The sequence below is a fragment of the Rahnella sp. ChDrAdgB13 genome (assembly GCF_017655185.1).
GTDB lineage: Bacteria > Pseudomonadota > Gammaproteobacteria > Enterobacterales > Enterobacteriaceae > Rahnella > Rahnella contaminans.
This window is the reverse complement of record NZ_JAEMGT010000054.1, coordinates 1-16,163: the sequence shown is the minus strand read 5'-3', so window position 1 is coordinate 16,163 and position 16,163 is coordinate 1. Positions and strand designations below refer to the sequence as shown.

Genomic DNA, 16,163 nt, shown 5'->3' with positions numbered 1-16,163 from the left:
GGCCCTGCCGTGAATCTTTCCTGGCTCGAGTGGAAAAATACGCCGTGGGGCAAAGCGACCGGCGGCCAATGGCGATACGCATTGCGCAATTCTATCGCCATGATCCTGGCGCTGTATATCGCCTTTGAATTCCAGATGGATGAGCCTTACTGGGCACTGACCTCCGCGGCAGTCGTGAGTTTCCCCACCGTTGGCGGCGTTATCAGTAAAAGTATCGGACGTATTATTGGCAGCCTGCTGGGGGCGGTGGGCGCAGTTTTTATCGCCGGACACTGTCTGAATGAGCCGTGGCTGTTTACGTTTTCTATCGCCGCCTGGCTGGGCGTCTGTACGTATATTTCCAACCACTATCAAAATAACGTTTCGTACGCCTTCGCGCTGGCCGGTTATACCGCGGCGATCATCGCGTTTTCGACCGTAGACGTGACCGACACGACGCAGATTTTTGATATCGCACAGGCACGCGTCGGGGAAGTGATCACCGGTATTTTGTGCGGCGGTTTCATGATGATGGTTCTGCCGAGCACCTCTGACGGCGACGCCCTGCTCACTTCCCTGCGAAAAATGCACACACAGTTGCTGGAGCACGCGCAGTTGCTGTGGCGGGCCGAAATCAATGAGCAGATCCGTACTTCGCATGAAGGATTGATCGGGCAAATCCTGACCATGAATCTGCTGCGCATTCAGGCTGTCTGGAGCCATTACCGCCTGCGCCGTCAGAACAACGTTCTCAATTATTTGCTGCATCAGCAACTGCGCATGACAAGCTACATTTCCAGCCTTCGCCGGATGCTGCTGAACTGGCCCCATCCGCCGGAAAATCTGGCCGACGTATTAACCGTTTTACTCGATGAACTCCGCAAACCGGACACCGATAAATATAGGCTATCAAAAATCCTTCAGTGCATTAAGCCTCATGACACCGCAGATTTTCGCCATCAGGCATTCTGGAAGCGGCTGCGTGATTTTTGCTGGCTTTATTTGCGCAGTGAACGCTGGTTGCGCCGCGTTGAAAATGCCAATGCCGCAGAAGCAGAAATGTTGCAACCACCAAGAATCAGCCATCTCGCTCAGCATACTGACACCGTTGAAGCTGCTTATAACGGTCTGCGGACGTTCCTGTGTATTGTTATCGGATGTGCGTTCTGGATGACCACGCAATGGGATTCCGGTGCCGGTGCCGTGGCGCTGACCGCAGTGAGTTGCGTGCTTTATTCCTCAACCGCATCGCCCATCGGCAGCATCACGCTGTTAATTAAATCGCTCGGCCTGTTATTCATTGGCTGTTTTTTACTGAAATTCGGCCTGATGGTACAAATCGATAATTTCTGGGTGTTCTGCGCGTTCTTCCTGCCGATGCTGGTGACCATGCAGATGATGAAGCTGCAATACAAAAGGTACGCCGGATTGTGGGGCCAGATGATCGTGTTTATGGGCTCGTTTCTGGCCGTCACAAACCCGCCGGACTTTGATTACGGATCGTTTATGAATGACGGCGTCGCCAAAATTGCGGGCGTCATGCTGGCGGGGATCGCGTTCCAGGTTTTACGCCCAAGTTCGGATAAACGTAAAAGCCGTCGCATTATTCGCGCCCTGCGCCGCGACTTTATGGATCAGCTCAGCCGTAAACCTTCTCTGAGCCATTTCCAGTTTGAATCCCTGATTTACCACCGGATGAATCAGCTGAATCAGAGTAAAGACCAGATCTCGCGTACATGGCTGCTGCGCTGGGGGGTGGTGCTGCTCAATTGCAGTCACATCGTCTGGCAGCTACGCGAATGGGAAACGCGATCCGACCCGCTTTCTGCGGTACGTGATGTCTGTATTCATTGTCTGAAAGGCGTGATGACGGAGCGTGGCGTCAGCCATGCAAATCTGGATGGTACGCTGGCTGAATTACTGCGTATGAGTGAATCACTGGCGCATCATCCTGAACCGGCGGCGCGCGATCTGGCGGGAGTGATCTGGCGTTTATATTGCTCGCTGTCACAGCTACAACAGGCGATTTCAACGGATGACGGCCCGGCGGATCCTGCGCTTGCTGCCACAAAACCCGCCTGACCGTTAAGACTCAAAACGGGTTACGGAACATCGTAACCCAGAGCCGCTTTACGGATGCGGAACCACTGCTGGCGCGTCATCTCAAGCGATAATGATTTCAGTGCTGACGCCACGCGTTCGATTTTGCCCGAACCGATAATCGGCAACGGCTGTGAAGGCAGACGCATCACCCACGCATAAACCACCTGTTCAATGGTGTCTGCACCGGTTTCATTGGCCACGGCCTGAAGCTCGTCACGCAGCGGCTGGAATTCTGACTCGCTGAACAGACGACCGCCGCCCAGACAGGACCACGCCATCGGTTTGATACGCAGCTGCTGGCAGAGATCTAAGGTTCCGTCGAGAATAGCGGGCTGATGAATCGGAGAAATTTCTACCTGATTGGTGACCAGTGAGAACGGCAGGCGCGACTGCAAAAGGCTGAACTGCGCTGGCGTAAAATTGGAGACACCAAAGTGTTTCACTTTGCCGCTTTTATGCAACTGCGTGAACGCTTCTGCCACTTCGTCGGCATCCATCAGCGGATCAGGGCGGTGGATCAGCAGTAAATCCAGCGAATCCGTATGGAGATTGCTCAGGGATTTCTCAGCGCGTTCAACGATATATTTATGATCGGTAATGTAGTGACCAATCTTGTTGTCAGGGTTTGCTTTAGTCGCGATACCGCATTTGCTCACCAGCTGCATTTTTTCGCGCAACGACGGTTTCAGACGCAGAGCCGCGCCAAACGCCGCCTCACACTGATAATCGCCATAAATATCCGCATGATCGGCGGTCGTGATACCCAGCTCGATATGCTGCTCCATAAACGCCAGAACCTGCTGCGGCGTCATATTCCATTCCATCAGACGCCAGTAACCGCAAATCAGTTTTGAAAAAACCGGGCCTTGCGGCGAAATCGGAGTACGTGCTTCCATTATGATTCCCTTAAGTTTTTCGTATTTTCAAGCGACAGAATACACAACGTCTGTGATGCTGTATTGATGCGAAGCGGAAGAATTGCAAAGAAACAGACCGCCATCACGACCCTGACAATCTGCGTTACGTATTCAGAACAGTTCGGGTTGTTCCGGCAGCGGTTCGTCCGGCTGTTTTCCGGCACGTTGCTGGCGCGCTAAACGTTGCTGACATAAGCGCAGCACGTGGCGTTTTTCCGCATCGGTCATTTTCATCCAGCCAAAACGTTCTTCGCGGCTGCGCAGGCAACCACGGCAATAACCACGTTCATCGGCCTGACAAATTCCACGGCACGGACTGGGGATGTCGAAAAACTCAAGCTGCTGGGCCACACGCCCTCCGCAAATAACGGTGAACTTTTATTCAAGACGTTTTCTCGCCATCCCGCAAGATGATTTATCGCCCGATGTCTCAATCTTCAAATATCTGCAACACGGCGCTGCTACCTTACGCGTGGCTGTATATTCTGTCTGAAAACAGCCCTACTGTTTCCCCGACATCGATAAGAAAACAGATGTTTGCCCTCACCTCTGCCGGCACCCGCCGGCTCTTTTTTCTTCATTTTTCGCCCGCACAGTGATACTACGCAGGGTAAGTTTTTTCGAAAAGGCACCGTGCGCGTAGTCACAAGCGCCCCGGATACGATAGAAAGAGCCATGAATAAACGGTCGTATGCGGGGAGTACGCTCCATAATGTCATACCGATCAATCCCATAATTTCGGAGTTACTCAAAATGACTAAGCTTTTCACCCCTCTTGTTGTTGGTAAAAACACTCTGCCAAACCGCGTGTTTATGGCTCCACTGACCCGCCTGCGCAGCATTGAACCGGGTGATATCCCGACGCCGCTGATGGGTGAATATTACGCACAGCGCCACAGCTCCGGCCTTATCATCACCGAAGCGACACAAGTTTCCTTCCAGGCGAAAGGTTACGCGGGCGCACCCGGCCTGCACACGCCGGAACAGGTTGCGGCCTGGAAAAAAATTGTTGCCGGCGTGCATCAGAAAAACGGCCACATCGCCGTACAGCTTTGGCACACCGGCCGCATTTCGCACAACAGCGTTCAGCCTGACAACCAGACGCCGGTTGCGCCCTCAGCGGTCAATCCTAATACGCGTACCAGCCTGCGTGATGAGCAAGGCCACGCCATTCGCGTCGATTGCCCGACACCGCGCGCGCTGGAGCTGAGTGAAATCCCAGGCATTGTGAATGATTTCCGTCACGCAGCAGCCTGTTCAGCAGAAGCCGGTTTCGATTACATCGAACTGCACGCGGCGCACGGTTATCTGTTGCACCAGTTCATGTCTCCGGCCTCTAACCTGCGTGAAGACCAGTACGGCGGCAGCATTGAAAACCGTACGCGCCTGACGCTCGAAGTGGTAGACGCCGCCATTGACGCCATCGGAGCTGATCGCGTCGGTATCCGTATTTCCCCGATGGGCCCGTTCAACGGCCTCGACAACGGTCAGGATCAGGAAGAAGCGGCAATCTATCTGCTGGATGAACTTAACAAACGTAAACTGGCCTACCTGCACATTTCAGAACCTGACTGGGCGGGCGGCAAACCTTACACCACAGAATTCCGCGAAGTGATCCGCGCGCATTATCAGGGCGTGATTGTCGGTGCCGGTGCGTATACCGCAGAAAAAGGCGAAGAGCTGATCGAAAAAGGTTACATCGATGCCGTGGCGTTTGGCCGCAGCTACATCGCCAACCCGGATCTGGTCGAGCGCCTGAAATCACATGCGCCACTCAATGAACCAAAACCTGAAACCTTCTACGGCGGCGGTGCTCAGGGCTATACCGATTACCCAACGCTGTAATCAATAATAAATTTTTACACCTTCTTTGCGGCAGCCGATGCCCTCCGGTTGCCGCTTTTTTTGGTCACTCATTCAGCAACTGATTGCCGTTTTACGGACAAACCGGTCACTATCAGTTAGGCTTGAAATAATCATCATCATGCTGCGAATAAAGAGGAAATTATGCGTTTACTCCATACCATGCTTCGCGTCGGCGATCTGCCGCGTTCAATCAGCTTTTATACTGACGTTTTAGGCATGCGACTGCTGCGTACCAGCGAAAATACAGAGTACAAATATTCACTGGCCTTCGTGGGTTACACCGAAGAAAGTGAAGGCGCCGTGATCGAGCTGACCTACAACTGGGGCGTAGACAGCTACGACATCGGTACCGCCTATGGTCACATCGCGCTGGGCGTAGATAACGTTGCGCAAACTTGCGAAGACATCCGTAATGCGGGCGGTAAAGTGACGCGTGAAGCGGGCCCGGTTAAAGGCGGTTCAACCATCATCGCGTTCGTGGAAGATCCTGATGGCTACAAAATTGAATTGATCGAATCCAAACATGCCGGTCAGGGTCTGGGAAATTAATCCTTTGCAATAATGGCCTTAACCACTGACAGGGGCGCTGATGCGCCCTTTTTTATTGCCAATTTCTCCGTGCCCCTGTAACGGGTGACAAAATTTGTCATAATGCGCGCTGAATTCGATGAAGATTAAGAAGCTAATGGCCGAGAATAGTGACATTAACGCCCTGAAAGGTCGTTTTCGTGGTTTTTATCCCGTGGTGATTGATGTGGAAACCGCCGGATTTAATGCCAAAACTGATGCCCTGCTGGAAATTGCCGCGATCACGCTGAAAATGGATGAGGACGGCTGGCTGCAAAGCGACGAAACCGTACACTTCCACGTTGAGCCTTTCGAAGGCTCGGTGCTGGTGCCGGAAGCGCTGGCTTTCAACGGTATTGATCCGACCAACCCGTTGCGTGGTGCGGTCAGTGAATACGAAGCGCTGCACGAGATTTTCAAAGTTATCCGTAAAGGGATGAAAGAACAGAACTGTAACAGGGCGATTATCGTGGCGCATAACGCCAATTTTGACCACAGTTTCCTGATGGCCGCCGCCGAACGTGCGGGGCTAAAACGCAATCCTTTCCATCCGTTTGCCACCTTTGATACCGCCGCGTTAAGCGGGCTGGTGCTCGGGCAAACCGTGCTGGCGAAGGCCTGTATCAGCGCCGGTATCGTGTTTGACAGCAGTCAGGCGCATTCCGCCCTGTACGACACTGAACGCACAGCAGAACTGTTTTGCGAGCTGGTGAATCGCTGGAAACGCCTCGGCGGCTGGCCGCTGGCACTGTCTGCGGATGAAAACGAAGTGGAAGAAGCACCGGAAGAAAATCAGCAATAATTTTCGCGGCTTTCATGCAGTCGAAATGACAAATAAAAAGAGCGACATAATGTCGCTCTTTTTTTACCGGTAACCCCGGGTCAGGCTGACGGTATTTCTGAATCGCCCTGAATTACTCTTCAGAGGATTTGTATTTCTCAGCCGTTTCTTTGATCAGCTGTTGCAGTTCACCGCGCTGGAACATCTCAACCACGATGTCGCAACCGCCAACCAGCTCACCATCAACCCACAGCTGCGGGAACGTTGGCCAGTTAGCAAATTTTGGCATCTCAGCACGGATATCCGGGTTCTGCAGGATATCAACGTAAGCGAAACGCTCGCCACACGCAGACAGCGCCTGAACAGCCTGTGCTGAAAAACCGCAGCTTGGCAGTTTTGGAGAACCTTTCATGTACAGCAGAATCGGGTTTTCAGAAACTTGCTTCTGAATTTTTTCAATCGTTGGAGTGGTCATTTCTTGCTTCCTCAAGCCGGTACAGGCTGTCACGGTCATTACTCTTCACGCGCAGCACACAGAGACGGTGTGCAATCACAATGCTTTCTATTGTAACGATGGCTGCCACCAGATAAAAACGCCAATTTTTGTGGGGTCTTTCTCAATACTGGCATTTCGCTAAACAATCTTTTGCGCTTGCGTTCAGGTTCACATATTTAAAGATTCATCGAGAATAACATTTTTGCCGTTCCACGATAATGTCAGATTTGCAAAATCCCATTCTTTAACTTAAATAATAACATGATGAAAAGTGGTTATTTTTTTGACTAAAAATGGCGGTTATTTCGACATAAAAAAAGCTATTAACTTTTTCTCACAATATGATCTAGAATCGAGGCAATTCGTGCTGTTTTGTCTCGTTCTTTTAGGCAATACTCTGACATCCCTGATGTTTAACCCTACCACTCATGGTAACGAAGCTATGCGCTTACTGTTCACGCTTTTTGTGCTGCTCTTTACCCAGCTGTTTCTGAATATGGCTCATGCGTCGCCACAGACTCGTGTCGCTGCCGACCAGCGAAAGAGTCATGTTAACCAGGTCACGCCGGAAGAACGCCGAAAGCGAAAAACGGCAGCCGCGAAAACCAGCAAGAAAACCAAAGTCGCGCCGGTTTCAGAACCTAAAACTCAGGAAAAAAATTCGAAGAAGAAAGTCAAAAGTACCGAACTGGTTAAGCGAAAGACGTCTTCTGAAAAAACAGTAAAAAAGACGCGGGCCGAGAGTAAAAAAGAAAAAACACTCAAGACAACCCGGGCCGAGGCGAAAGCAGGGAAGGAAACGAAAACCCGCTCTCTCGCTAAAAACAGCAGTGAAAAGGCCAGTAAAAAAGAAGCGTATGGCCGCCACCGCAAAGGCAAAAAGTTACGTGAAGAAGACAGTAAACCGATAACGCTCAGCGCAACACACAAGAAACGTTATCAGCACGCACAACAAACCGCGATGACCAAGCTGATGCACCAGGTCGGCAAACCTTACCGCTGGGGCGGAACGTCACCGAATACAGGTTTCGATTGCAGCGGACTGGTTTACTACGCATACAAAGATTTGATCCGTATTAAAATGCCCCGCACAGCGAATGAAATGTACCACTTGCGCGATGCGGCCCCGGTCAAACGGGGTGAATTAGAATCCGGCGATCTGGTTTTCTTCCGGATTAATAACCGCGGCGCCGCAGACCATGTCGGTGTTTACGTAGGAAACGGGAAGTTTATCCAGTCACCGCGCACCGGCGAAGACATTAAGATCACCTCACTGGGTGACGATTACTGGCAAGATCATTATGTAGGCGCACGACGGGTAATGACCCCTAAGACGATCCGATAATAAACAATTCGTTAAGTCTGAAGTTTCGCTAATCAGCCATTGAATAGCATTTAACGAAGAGTTTCTGCAGGGAAGAGTATCGGCGGAATGGGTGACTGCGTAAAATTGAAAAGGGCGATTCCTGTTATAGGTAATCGCCCTTTTTATTGCGGCTTTCGCGCAAATCAGTTCATCACTGCGGTGAAACTGAAAGCAATAATCACGAGCAAAGCGCAGACCGTAGTGATCAAAGAAAATTTCAGGTTGCTGTCCATTAAACCCCCTTACGGATCAAATTGTGGCGTTCGTATAGCCACACTGAATGTGTGCCAACGCATTTTCTCATAATTCGCATTGAAAATCTTGTGCTGAATGACACCAGGTTCATGACAATTTTACTTCCACTTTCCTGCATTATAAGTGAAAATTGTCGGTTACCACGCCTGTGTGCCGGTCGATTTCACCCGAGAGCATTTCACGCCTCACTCTGAAGAATCCACCCAACGATTTCACTGCCCTTTTCGAAGTCAGCAGTTAAATCCACGCAAGCAAACGATTAACATAATGCTAACGTGCTGAAACACGTGAGCACAGGAGTCATTTTTTACATGGCAACGATTAAAGATGTCGCAAAGCGCGCTGGCGTTTCCACCACAACCGTGTCGCACGTCATCAATAAAACCCGTTTCGTCGCCGAAGAAACCCGAGCCGCGGTTCTCCTTGCAATCAAAGAGTTGCACTATTCTCCCAGCGCTGTGGCACGCAGCCTGAAGGTCAATAACACCAAAACGATCGGTCTGCTGGCAACGTCCAGTGAAGCGCCCTACTTCGCCGAAGTGATTGAGGCCGTGGAGAACAGCTGTTTCTCAAAAGGCTATACGCTGATTTTGTGTAACTCACACAATAATCTGGAGAAGCAACAGGCCTACCTGCAAATGCTGGCGCAAAAACGCGTCGACGGTTTACTTGTGATGTGCGCGGAGTATCCGGACGAATTGCTGAATATGCTTGAAGAATACCGCTCTATCCCGATGGTTGTGATGGACTGGGGCGAAGCGCGTAAGAATTTCACCGACAGCATTATCGATAACGCGTTTGAAGGCGGCTATATGGCCGGACGTTATCTGATTGAACGCGGTCATCGCGATATCGGCGTGATCCCTGGGCAACTGGCGCGAAACACCGGCGGCGGCCGTTTCCAGGGCTTTGTGAAAGCACTGACGGAAGCCAATATTCCTCTTCGTGAAGAATGGGTCGTTCAGGGCGACTTTGAGCCGGAATCGGGCTATCAGGCCATGCACAAAATTCTGATGCAGAAAAACCGCCCGACGGCTGTATTCTGTGGCGGTGACGTGATGGCGATGGGGGCAATCTGTGCCGCCGATGAACTGGGCCTGCGCGTACCGCAGGATATTTCCGTGATTGGCTATGATAACGTGCGTAACGCGCGCTATTTCTCACCGGCACTGACGACAGTTCATCAGCCAAAAGAACGTCTGGGCGAAATGGCCTTTACCATGCTGCTGGACAGAATTATCAGCAAACGCGAAGAGTCGCAGACTATTGAAGTGCATCCCAAACTGGTTGAGCGCCGTTCCGTAGCCGACGGCCCGTACCGCGATTACCGCCGTTAACTTTCAATAAACGCCTGTCCCGCAGGCGTTTTTTTCTCAGTCGCGCAACCATTCCCGGTTCATCGTTTCCGTGTCTCCCATGTATTCAAGCAGCCAGGCCAGCGAAGGCGACGGATTGCTCTGATCCCACGTCAGGCAGCACGGGCTGTCCGGAAAGGTATTTTCCAGCGACAGTACCTGTAATTTTTGCTGTTCAATCCAGGGTGTCACGCGGTGAACCGGCATCATGCCAACACATAAACCTTCGTTCAGACATTCCAATGCACACGTCCAGTCGGGAACCACCAGCCGCCGCTGGTTATCCAGCGTCCAGGTATCGCGTTTCGGCAATGTCCGCGATGTATCTTCCAGGCAAAGCGCCGGATAAGGCCGTAACTGATCGTCACTCAGTATTCCCTGCGTCTGGGCCAGCGGATGTTGCGCGCTAACCACACAATGCCAGTCCATAAAACCCATATCGCGGAAATTGAACCGTCCACCGACGGGGATCGCCCGCGTCGCGCCGATGGCGACATCCGCCCGCCCGTCGACCAGCGCGTCCCAGACACCGTTAAAGACTTCCGAATGAATGATGAGTTCGGTATCAGGGAAATGGCGATAGAAATCCAGCACCAGCCGCCGTGTCCGCGCAGGTTTAACGATACGGTCAACGGCCACCCGTAATTCTCCGCGCCAGCCATTGGCGACCTGCTGACACTGGCGGCGGGTCGCTATCATTTTTTTTGTCAGAACCCGCGCTTCGTCGACAAAAACTTTACCGGCAGGAGTCAGAATAACGTCGCGATGTCTGCGTTCAAACAACGGAACGGCCAGCCATTGTTCAAGCTGGCGAACGGTGTAGCTGATGGCAGAAGGAACCCGGTGCAAGTCCTGCGCGGCAGCGCTAAAACTGCCTGTTCGGGCGACGGCATCGACCACTTCAAGTGCATATTCTGACCACATCGTTTAGCCTTCAATATTTTTGATAGCAGATTGCAAATATTAGCGTTTCACAAGCCTGTTATCAAAGCGTTAAACTCCGCATCCGATACGATTTCCGCGTCAAATCATCTGCAATAAATAAATTAAAGAGACAATAATGAAACCCTCACTTGGATTTATGCTCTATCTTGCCGGGCTGAGCATGCTTGGCTTTTTAGCGACCGATATGTACCTTCCGGCCTTCAGCGCGATGCAAAGCAGCCTGATGACCAGCCCGGGCATGATCAGCGCCAGCCTGAGTATTTTCCTTGGCGGCTTTGCCATCGGTCAGCTGTTGTGGGGGCCGTTGTCCGACAAGATTGGCCGCAAGCCGGTATTGCTGATTGGCTTAGCGCTCTTTGTCGTCGGTTGTCTGGGCGTGCTATGGGTTGAGAATGTCCGCGCCCTGCTGGCGCTGCGTTTCCTGCAAGCTGTCGGCGTCTGTGCCGCCGCCGTCACCTGGCAGGCGCTGGTGGTAGATCGCTTTTCTGCCGATGTTGCTAAAAAAACCTTTGCCAGCATCATGCCACTGGTTGCGCTTTCCCCTGCTCTGGCACCTTTGCTGGGCGCCTGGGTTCTCAACCATTTTGACTGGGAAGCGATTTTCGTTCTGCTGACCGCCGTAGCCGTTATCTTGCTTATCACCACGTCCACACTGCGCGAAAATGCGCCAGAGGTTCATGCTCCTGCTGATAAAACCGGTTTCGCGAAACTTCTCGCTTCCCGGGTTTACAGCGGTAACGTGATGATTTATGCCGCCTGCTCTGCCGGCTTTTTCGCGTGGCTGACTGGTTCCCCGTTTATTCTCAGCGACATGGGGTATTCGCCGGGTGTGATTGGCCTGAGCTATGTTCCACAGACCATTGCTTTCCTTCTGGGCGGTTTTGGGTGTCGTGTGCTGATCAGCAAAACGGATGGGAATAAGATCCTGCCGTGGCTGCTGGCAGGTTATGGCGTCAGTGTGGCGGGTTTGTTCGGCGTGGCTATATTTACTGATGCGAGTCTGGTGAGTCTGTTAATTCCGTTCTGCCTGATGGCTTTGGTGAATGGCGCGATTTATCCCATTGTCGTCGCAAATGCATTAATGCCATTTCCTGCTAATACAGGTAAGGCCGCGGCGTTGCAAAATACACTGCAGTTGGGTCTATGTTTCCTCGCGAGTTTGCTGGTTTCCGCATTTATTGTGCAACCACTCATGGCGACAGTCACCACGATGCTGTCTACACTACTGTTGGTAGTTTTAGGCCGCTGGCTGTCACTGCGTCAGGAAGAAGTGCAATCCGGTGAACAGGAACCGGTGCAGAAACAGCAGGCACGGAATGCAAACTAATAGTGATAATGACTTTACGTAACAATCACTTAATGGACATTTACATTCGTAGTGATTAACTATTGAGAATGCCAGCCAGCGAGCCTATACTCAACTGAACCCAATAAAATAGCATTTTTACAATACTTTTATTACATAGTTAGCATCGGCGCGAGGTTCGCGTCACACTATTTATTCTGGTTCGTTTTTCAAGGATGATTTTCCTGCCCACATTTTGTGTGCAGGCGTTCTTCTAATTTCCTCTGTTGGTGTCGAATATCGGACGTGGCGCAAGTCGTCTGTTCTCATAAAGACCTGCAAAAATAGCCTTTGCTTTTCCCGGCAGGTTAATAAGTCAGAAGAGAAAGTGATGGAGAAGCTATGAGTTCATCGTGTATAGAAGACCAAAGCATTCAGGACAATCAGTGGTATCGGATAGTCAGTGAAATGCTGGCTACGGCAGACATCCAGGTTAACGGTAATCGCCCTTTCGACCTTAAAGTAAAAAACACTGACTTCTTCAAGCGTGTTTTACAGGAAGGTTCTTTGGGTCTGGGTGAAAGTTATATGGATGGTTGGTGGGAATGCGAGCGCCTTGATATATTTTTCCAGCGCGTTCTCCGTGCCGGTTTGGAAAATAAACTCCCCCACCATTTTAAAGACACACTACGTATCGCAGCAGCACGCCTCACCAATCTGCAGTCCCGTAAACGGGCGTGGATCGTCGGGAAAGAACATTACGATTTGGGTAATGATTTATTTACCCTGATGCTCGACCCGTATATGCAATATTCCTGCGGCTACTGGAAAGATGCCACGACGCTTGAAGAAGCGCAGGAAGCTAAACTCAAAATGATCTGCGATAAACTGCAACTGAAACCGGGCCAGCGTTTGCTCGATATCGGCTGCGGCTGGGGTGGATTATCTGAGTTTGCAGCCCGCAATTATGGCGTCAGCGTAGTTGGCGTTACGATTTCTGCCGAGCAACAAAAGCTGGCCCAGAAACGCTGCGAAGGCCTGGACGTCACCATTTTGCTACAGGATTACCGCGATCTTAACGATCAGTTCGACCGTGTTGTTTCCGTCGGTATGTTCGAACATGTGGGCCCCAAAAATTATGAGACCTACTTTAATGTCGCCCGACGTAACATCAAACCTGACGGCATTTTCCTGCTGCACACCATCGGTTCTAACAAAACAGATCTGAGTGTCGATCCGTGGATAGATAAATATATCTTTCCAAACGGCTGCCTGCCGTCTGTCCAGCAAATTGCTCGAAACAGCGAATCATTATTTGTGATGGAAGACTGGCACAATATCGGCGCAGATTATGATCGTACTCTGATGGCCTGGAATGAACGTTTCCAGAAACACTGGCCTGAACTGGCAGAGCGTTACGGCGACCGCTTTCACCGGATGTTCACCTATTATCTGAATGCCTGTGCAGGTGCTTTCAGAGCCCGTGATATTCAGCTCTGGCAAGTTGTGTTCAGCCCTGAAGGTGTGGATGGCGGGATGCGCGTGCCGCGCTAATTCGCAGAATTCTTTTACCACGCTTTAAAAGCAAAAAACCGGACGTTCATGTCCGGTTTTCTTTTTGGTTTTTCTTTTTGGTTCTTGTTAACGCGCGTGCTGAAAATGATTATTCAGCCTTTTCGTTCATCGCCTGCGCAGTGGCGATTGCGGCTTCGCGACTGGCCAGCACACGTTCAACCGTATCAACGATGGCCTGCGTTTGCGGATCAATTTCAATATTAATTTTATCCCCGAGACGCTTAGTGCCCAGCGTGGTTCTTTGCAGCGTTTCAGGAATTAAATGCACACAAAAACGGGTGCGGGTCACCTCCCCGATGGTCAGGCTGATACCATCAATCCCGATATACCCTTTATGTAAAACATATTTCATTAAATCTTCATGCGGCATGCGGAACCAGATTTGACGGTTATTTTCTGACGTCAGAATCTTCGCCACTTCGGCAGTACAAATAATATGTCCGGACATTAAATGCCCGCCAATTTCGTCATTAAAACGCGCAGCGCGCTCCAGATTGACCTGATCGCCAACATTCAGATCGCCGAGATTGGTCAGACGCAGGGTTTCTTTCATCAGATCGAAACTGACTAAATCCCCCTTCACTTCTGTGACAGTCAGACAACAACCGTTGTGCGCGACAGAAGCCCCCAACTGGAGGTTATCAAGCATATCCTCAGGCAGGCGCACTACATGGGTACGGAAATTCGGTTTTTCGTCAATGGACACGACCGTTCCGGTTCCCTGAACTATTCCGGTAAACATAGCCTATTCCTCAATGTTTAAATCTGCTGTATTAAGACGACGCTAAGGTCAGTTTGCCGCAGAATTAAATGAAAGCCAAATCTCTGCGGACAAAAATAGTCTGGTATTGACGGATTTCATTATTTAACCGGTCATTAACAGCATTGTTTGCTTAAAAATATTGAAGATGTACAATCTTCTGGCTATTTTCCGCTCTTAAATGCCTTCACGCGTGGCGTTTTTTATTCAATATAATCAACAAAAAAGGTGTATCAGTGCAGAAGTACCTTGCAGAGGCGCGGGTATTGTTGGCGCTTGCGATCCCGGTCATCCTTGCGCAGGTCGCTCAGACCGCCATGGGCGTTGTCGATACCATTATGGCCGGTTCAGTCAGTGCCACCGATATGGCTGCGGTTGCCGTCGGCACCTCCATCTGGCTGCCCGCGATTCTATTCGGCCATGGTTTATTACTTTCACTGACGCCCACGGTTGCTCATCTGAACGGCGCCGGTCGCCGCGAAAAAATCGGCCATCAGATCCAGCAGGGATTCTGGCTGGCTTCAGGCGTTTCCGTGCTGATCATTGTCGTCTTGTCCCAATGTGATCATCTCATCGGCCTGATGCACAACATCGATCCTGAACTGAGAGAAAAAGCTGTCGGATATTTGCACGCCATCATGTGGGGTGCGCCGGGTTATTTATTCTTTCAGGTATTGCGCGATCAGTGCGAAGGCTTGTCAAAAACGAAACCCGGTATGGTCTTCGGGTTTATCGGGCTGCTGGTGAATATTCCCGTTAACTACATTTTCATCTACGGGAAATTTGGCGCGCCGGCCCTCGGCGGCGTGGGTTGTGGTGTGGCAACCGGCACGGTTTACTGGGTCATGTTCTTCATGATGCGATTTTACGTGCGCCGCAATTATACGATGCGCGATATCGTTGCCCCTTCCCGCTTTGCAAAACCTGACTGGCCGACGCTGCGCCGTCTGATTCAGCTCGGGATGCCAATTGCGCTGGCGCTGTTCTTTGAAGTGACGCTGTTTGCGATTGTCGCTCTGCTGGTTTCACCGCTAGGCATCGTGGCCGTCGCCAGCCATCAGATCGCACTTAATGTTGGCTCACTGATGTTTGTGATCCCCCTTTCGCTGGGCGTTGCTGCGACGATCCGCGTTGGCTCGCGGCTCGGTGAATCTTCGGTAGAAGGCGCCAAAGTGGCGGCTTACACCAGTATTCTGACCGGCATTATGATGGCCTGTTGTACAAGCATGGCCGCCATCATTTTCCGTGAACATATCGCGTCACTTTATAATGACAATGTCGAAGTGGTGACGCTTGCGTCTCACCTGCTGATATTTGCCGCACTGTTCCAGATTTCAGATGCAATTCAGGTGATCGGCAGCGGCGTACTGCGCGGATATAAAGATACGCGTTCGATCTTCTATATTACGTTTGTCGCGTATTGGGTGCTGGGATTGCCGGTGGGCTATGTGCTCGGGCTGACTGATCTGCTGGTGCCGCAAATGGGGCCAAGCGGATTCTGGTGCGGCTTCATTCTGGGTCTGACTTTTGCGGCGGTCATGATGACGTTTCGTATGCGCTGGTTACAAAAACAACCCTCATTTACTATTTTACAAAAAGCAGGCCGCTGATCTGATTTGGGATTGCATGGTTTGAAATTCCGCGCGCGGCGAATGTGATGCAGCGCGCGGAAAATTTCGTCATCTGACCGGCCGTTATGCCTAAAAAAACAACGCAATGCGCATTCGCTCGGCAATCACTCACAATATGACAGTAAAATGTCTTTTTTCCCTTGCCAGCATTCAGAGAGGTCGCTAATATTCGTCCCCGTCGCCGACACTGGCTGACACCGAAGAAAACGATGCGTCCGTAGCTCAGTTGGTTAGAGCACCACCTTGACATGGTGGGGGTCGGTGGTTCGAGTCCACTCGGAC

General features: G+C 51.1%; 15 protein-coding genes. 9 read left to right on the top strand and 6 right to left on the bottom strand.

The genetic code is table 11. The annotated features are described in order from the left end of the window. Positions 1 to 9: 9 nt before the first annotated feature. Positions 10 to 2,061 carry an FUSC family protein gene (locus J8X26_RS15230; protein WP_208951310.1) on the top strand — a complete coding sequence of 684 codons (2,052 nt, stop codon included), beginning with the start codon at positions 10 to 12 and terminating at the stop codon, positions 2,059 to 2,061. A 20-nt stretch (positions 2,062 to 2,081) separates the two neighbouring features. Here the strand turns inward: J8X26_RS15230 and J8X26_RS15225 are convergent, their stop codons facing one another. Further along, positions 2,082 to 2,978 (bottom strand): aldo/keto reductase family oxidoreductase, encoded by an 897-nt coding sequence (locus J8X26_RS15225; protein ID WP_208951309.1) that lies wholly within the window; start codon positions 2,976 to 2,978, stop codon positions 2,082 to 2,084. Between the two features lie 132 nt (positions 2,979 to 3,110). Continuing rightward, positions 3,111 to 3,350 carry a DUF1289 domain-containing protein gene (locus J8X26_RS15220; protein ID WP_152325730.1) on the bottom strand — a complete coding sequence of 80 codons (240 nt, stop codon included), beginning with the start codon at positions 3,348 to 3,350 and terminating at the stop codon, positions 3,111 to 3,113. Between the two features lie 402 nt (positions 3,351 to 3,752). Between J8X26_RS15220 and J8X26_RS15215 the strand changes: the two genes are divergently transcribed. The 3 genes from J8X26_RS15215 (at position 3,753) to rnt (ending at position 6,234) form a co-directional block, all read left to right on the top strand. Further along, on the top strand, positions 3,753 to 4,844 hold the full coding sequence (locus J8X26_RS15215) for an alkene reductase (protein WP_152325729.1): 1,092 nt from the start codon (positions 3,753 to 3,755) through the stop codon (positions 4,842 to 4,844). A gap of 162 nt (positions 4,845 to 5,006) precedes the next feature. After that, complete coding sequence (gloA, locus tag J8X26_RS15210) at positions 5,007 to 5,414, top strand: lactoylglutathione lyase (RefSeq protein WP_152325728.1); 408 nt, start codon at positions 5,007 to 5,009, stop codon at positions 5,412 to 5,414. Between the two features lie 136 nt (positions 5,415 to 5,550). Then, entirely contained in the window at positions 5,551 to 6,234 is a 684-nt protein-coding gene (rnt, locus tag J8X26_RS15205) for a ribonuclease T (RefSeq protein ID WP_152325727.1), read from the top strand. A 112-nt stretch (positions 6,235 to 6,346) separates the two neighbouring features. Here the strand turns inward: rnt and J8X26_RS15200 are convergent, their stop codons facing one another. After that, on the bottom strand, positions 6,347 to 6,688 hold the full coding sequence (locus J8X26_RS15200; protein WP_015697793.1) for a Grx4 family monothiol glutaredoxin: 342 nt from the start codon (positions 6,686 to 6,688) through the stop codon (positions 6,347 to 6,349). Between the two features lie 463 nt (positions 6,689 to 7,151). Between J8X26_RS15200 and J8X26_RS15195 the strand changes: the two genes are divergently transcribed. After that, positions 7,152 to 8,054 (top strand): C40 family peptidase, encoded by a 903-nt coding sequence (locus J8X26_RS15195; protein WP_208951317.1) that lies wholly within the window; start codon positions 7,152 to 7,154, stop codon positions 8,052 to 8,054. A 164-nt stretch (positions 8,055 to 8,218) separates the two neighbouring features. Here J8X26_RS15195 and J8X26_RS28050 read toward each other — a convergent pair whose 3' ends face one another. Beyond that, positions 8,219 to 8,308 (bottom strand): YnhF family membrane protein, encoded by a 90-nt coding sequence (locus J8X26_RS28050; RefSeq protein WP_104922526.1) that lies wholly within the window; start codon positions 8,306 to 8,308, stop codon positions 8,219 to 8,221. A gap of 333 nt (positions 8,309 to 8,641) precedes the next feature. On the opposite strand from J8X26_RS28050, the gene purR reads away from it, so the two are divergent. Further along, complete coding sequence (purR, locus tag J8X26_RS15185) at positions 8,642 to 9,667, top strand: HTH-type transcriptional repressor PurR (protein WP_104922527.1); 1,026 nt, start codon at positions 8,642 to 8,644, stop codon at positions 9,665 to 9,667. A 36-nt stretch (positions 9,668 to 9,703) separates the two neighbouring features. Here the strand turns inward: purR and punR are convergent, their stop codons facing one another. Continuing rightward, positions 9,704 to 10,609 (bottom strand): DNA-binding transcriptional activator PunR, encoded by a 906-nt coding sequence (punR, locus tag J8X26_RS15180; RefSeq protein ID WP_152325726.1) that lies wholly within the window; start codon positions 10,607 to 10,609, stop codon positions 9,704 to 9,706. Between the two features lie 136 nt (positions 10,610 to 10,745). Here punR and punC point away from each other — a divergent pair, with 136 nt between their 5' ends. Then, a complete protein-coding gene (gene punC, locus J8X26_RS15175) occupies positions 10,746 to 11,957 on the top strand; it encodes a purine nucleoside transporter PunC (RefSeq protein ID WP_208951308.1) in 1,212 nt (403 codons plus the stop codon). A gap of 360 nt (positions 11,958 to 12,317) precedes the next feature. After that, complete coding sequence (gene cfa, locus J8X26_RS15170) at positions 12,318 to 13,469, top strand: cyclopropane fatty acyl phospholipid synthase (protein ID WP_165056904.1); 1,152 nt, start codon at positions 12,318 to 12,320, stop codon at positions 13,467 to 13,469. Positions 13,470 to 13,578: 109 nt separating this feature from the next. On the opposite strand, the gene J8X26_RS15165 is transcribed toward cfa, so the two are convergent. Continuing rightward, positions 13,579 to 14,232 carry a riboflavin synthase subunit alpha gene (locus J8X26_RS15165; RefSeq protein WP_208951307.1) on the bottom strand — a complete coding sequence of 218 codons (654 nt, stop codon included), beginning with the start codon at positions 14,230 to 14,232 and terminating at the stop codon, positions 13,579 to 13,581. A gap of 254 nt (positions 14,233 to 14,486) precedes the next feature. On the opposite strand from J8X26_RS15165, the gene J8X26_RS15160 reads away from it, so the two are divergent. Further along, positions 14,487 to 15,860, top strand: coding sequence for an MATE family efflux transporter (locus tag J8X26_RS15160; protein ID WP_208951306.1), 1,374 nt, complete (start codon positions 14,487 to 14,489; stop codon positions 15,858 to 15,860). Positions 15,861 to 16,163: the final 303 nt, after the last annotated feature.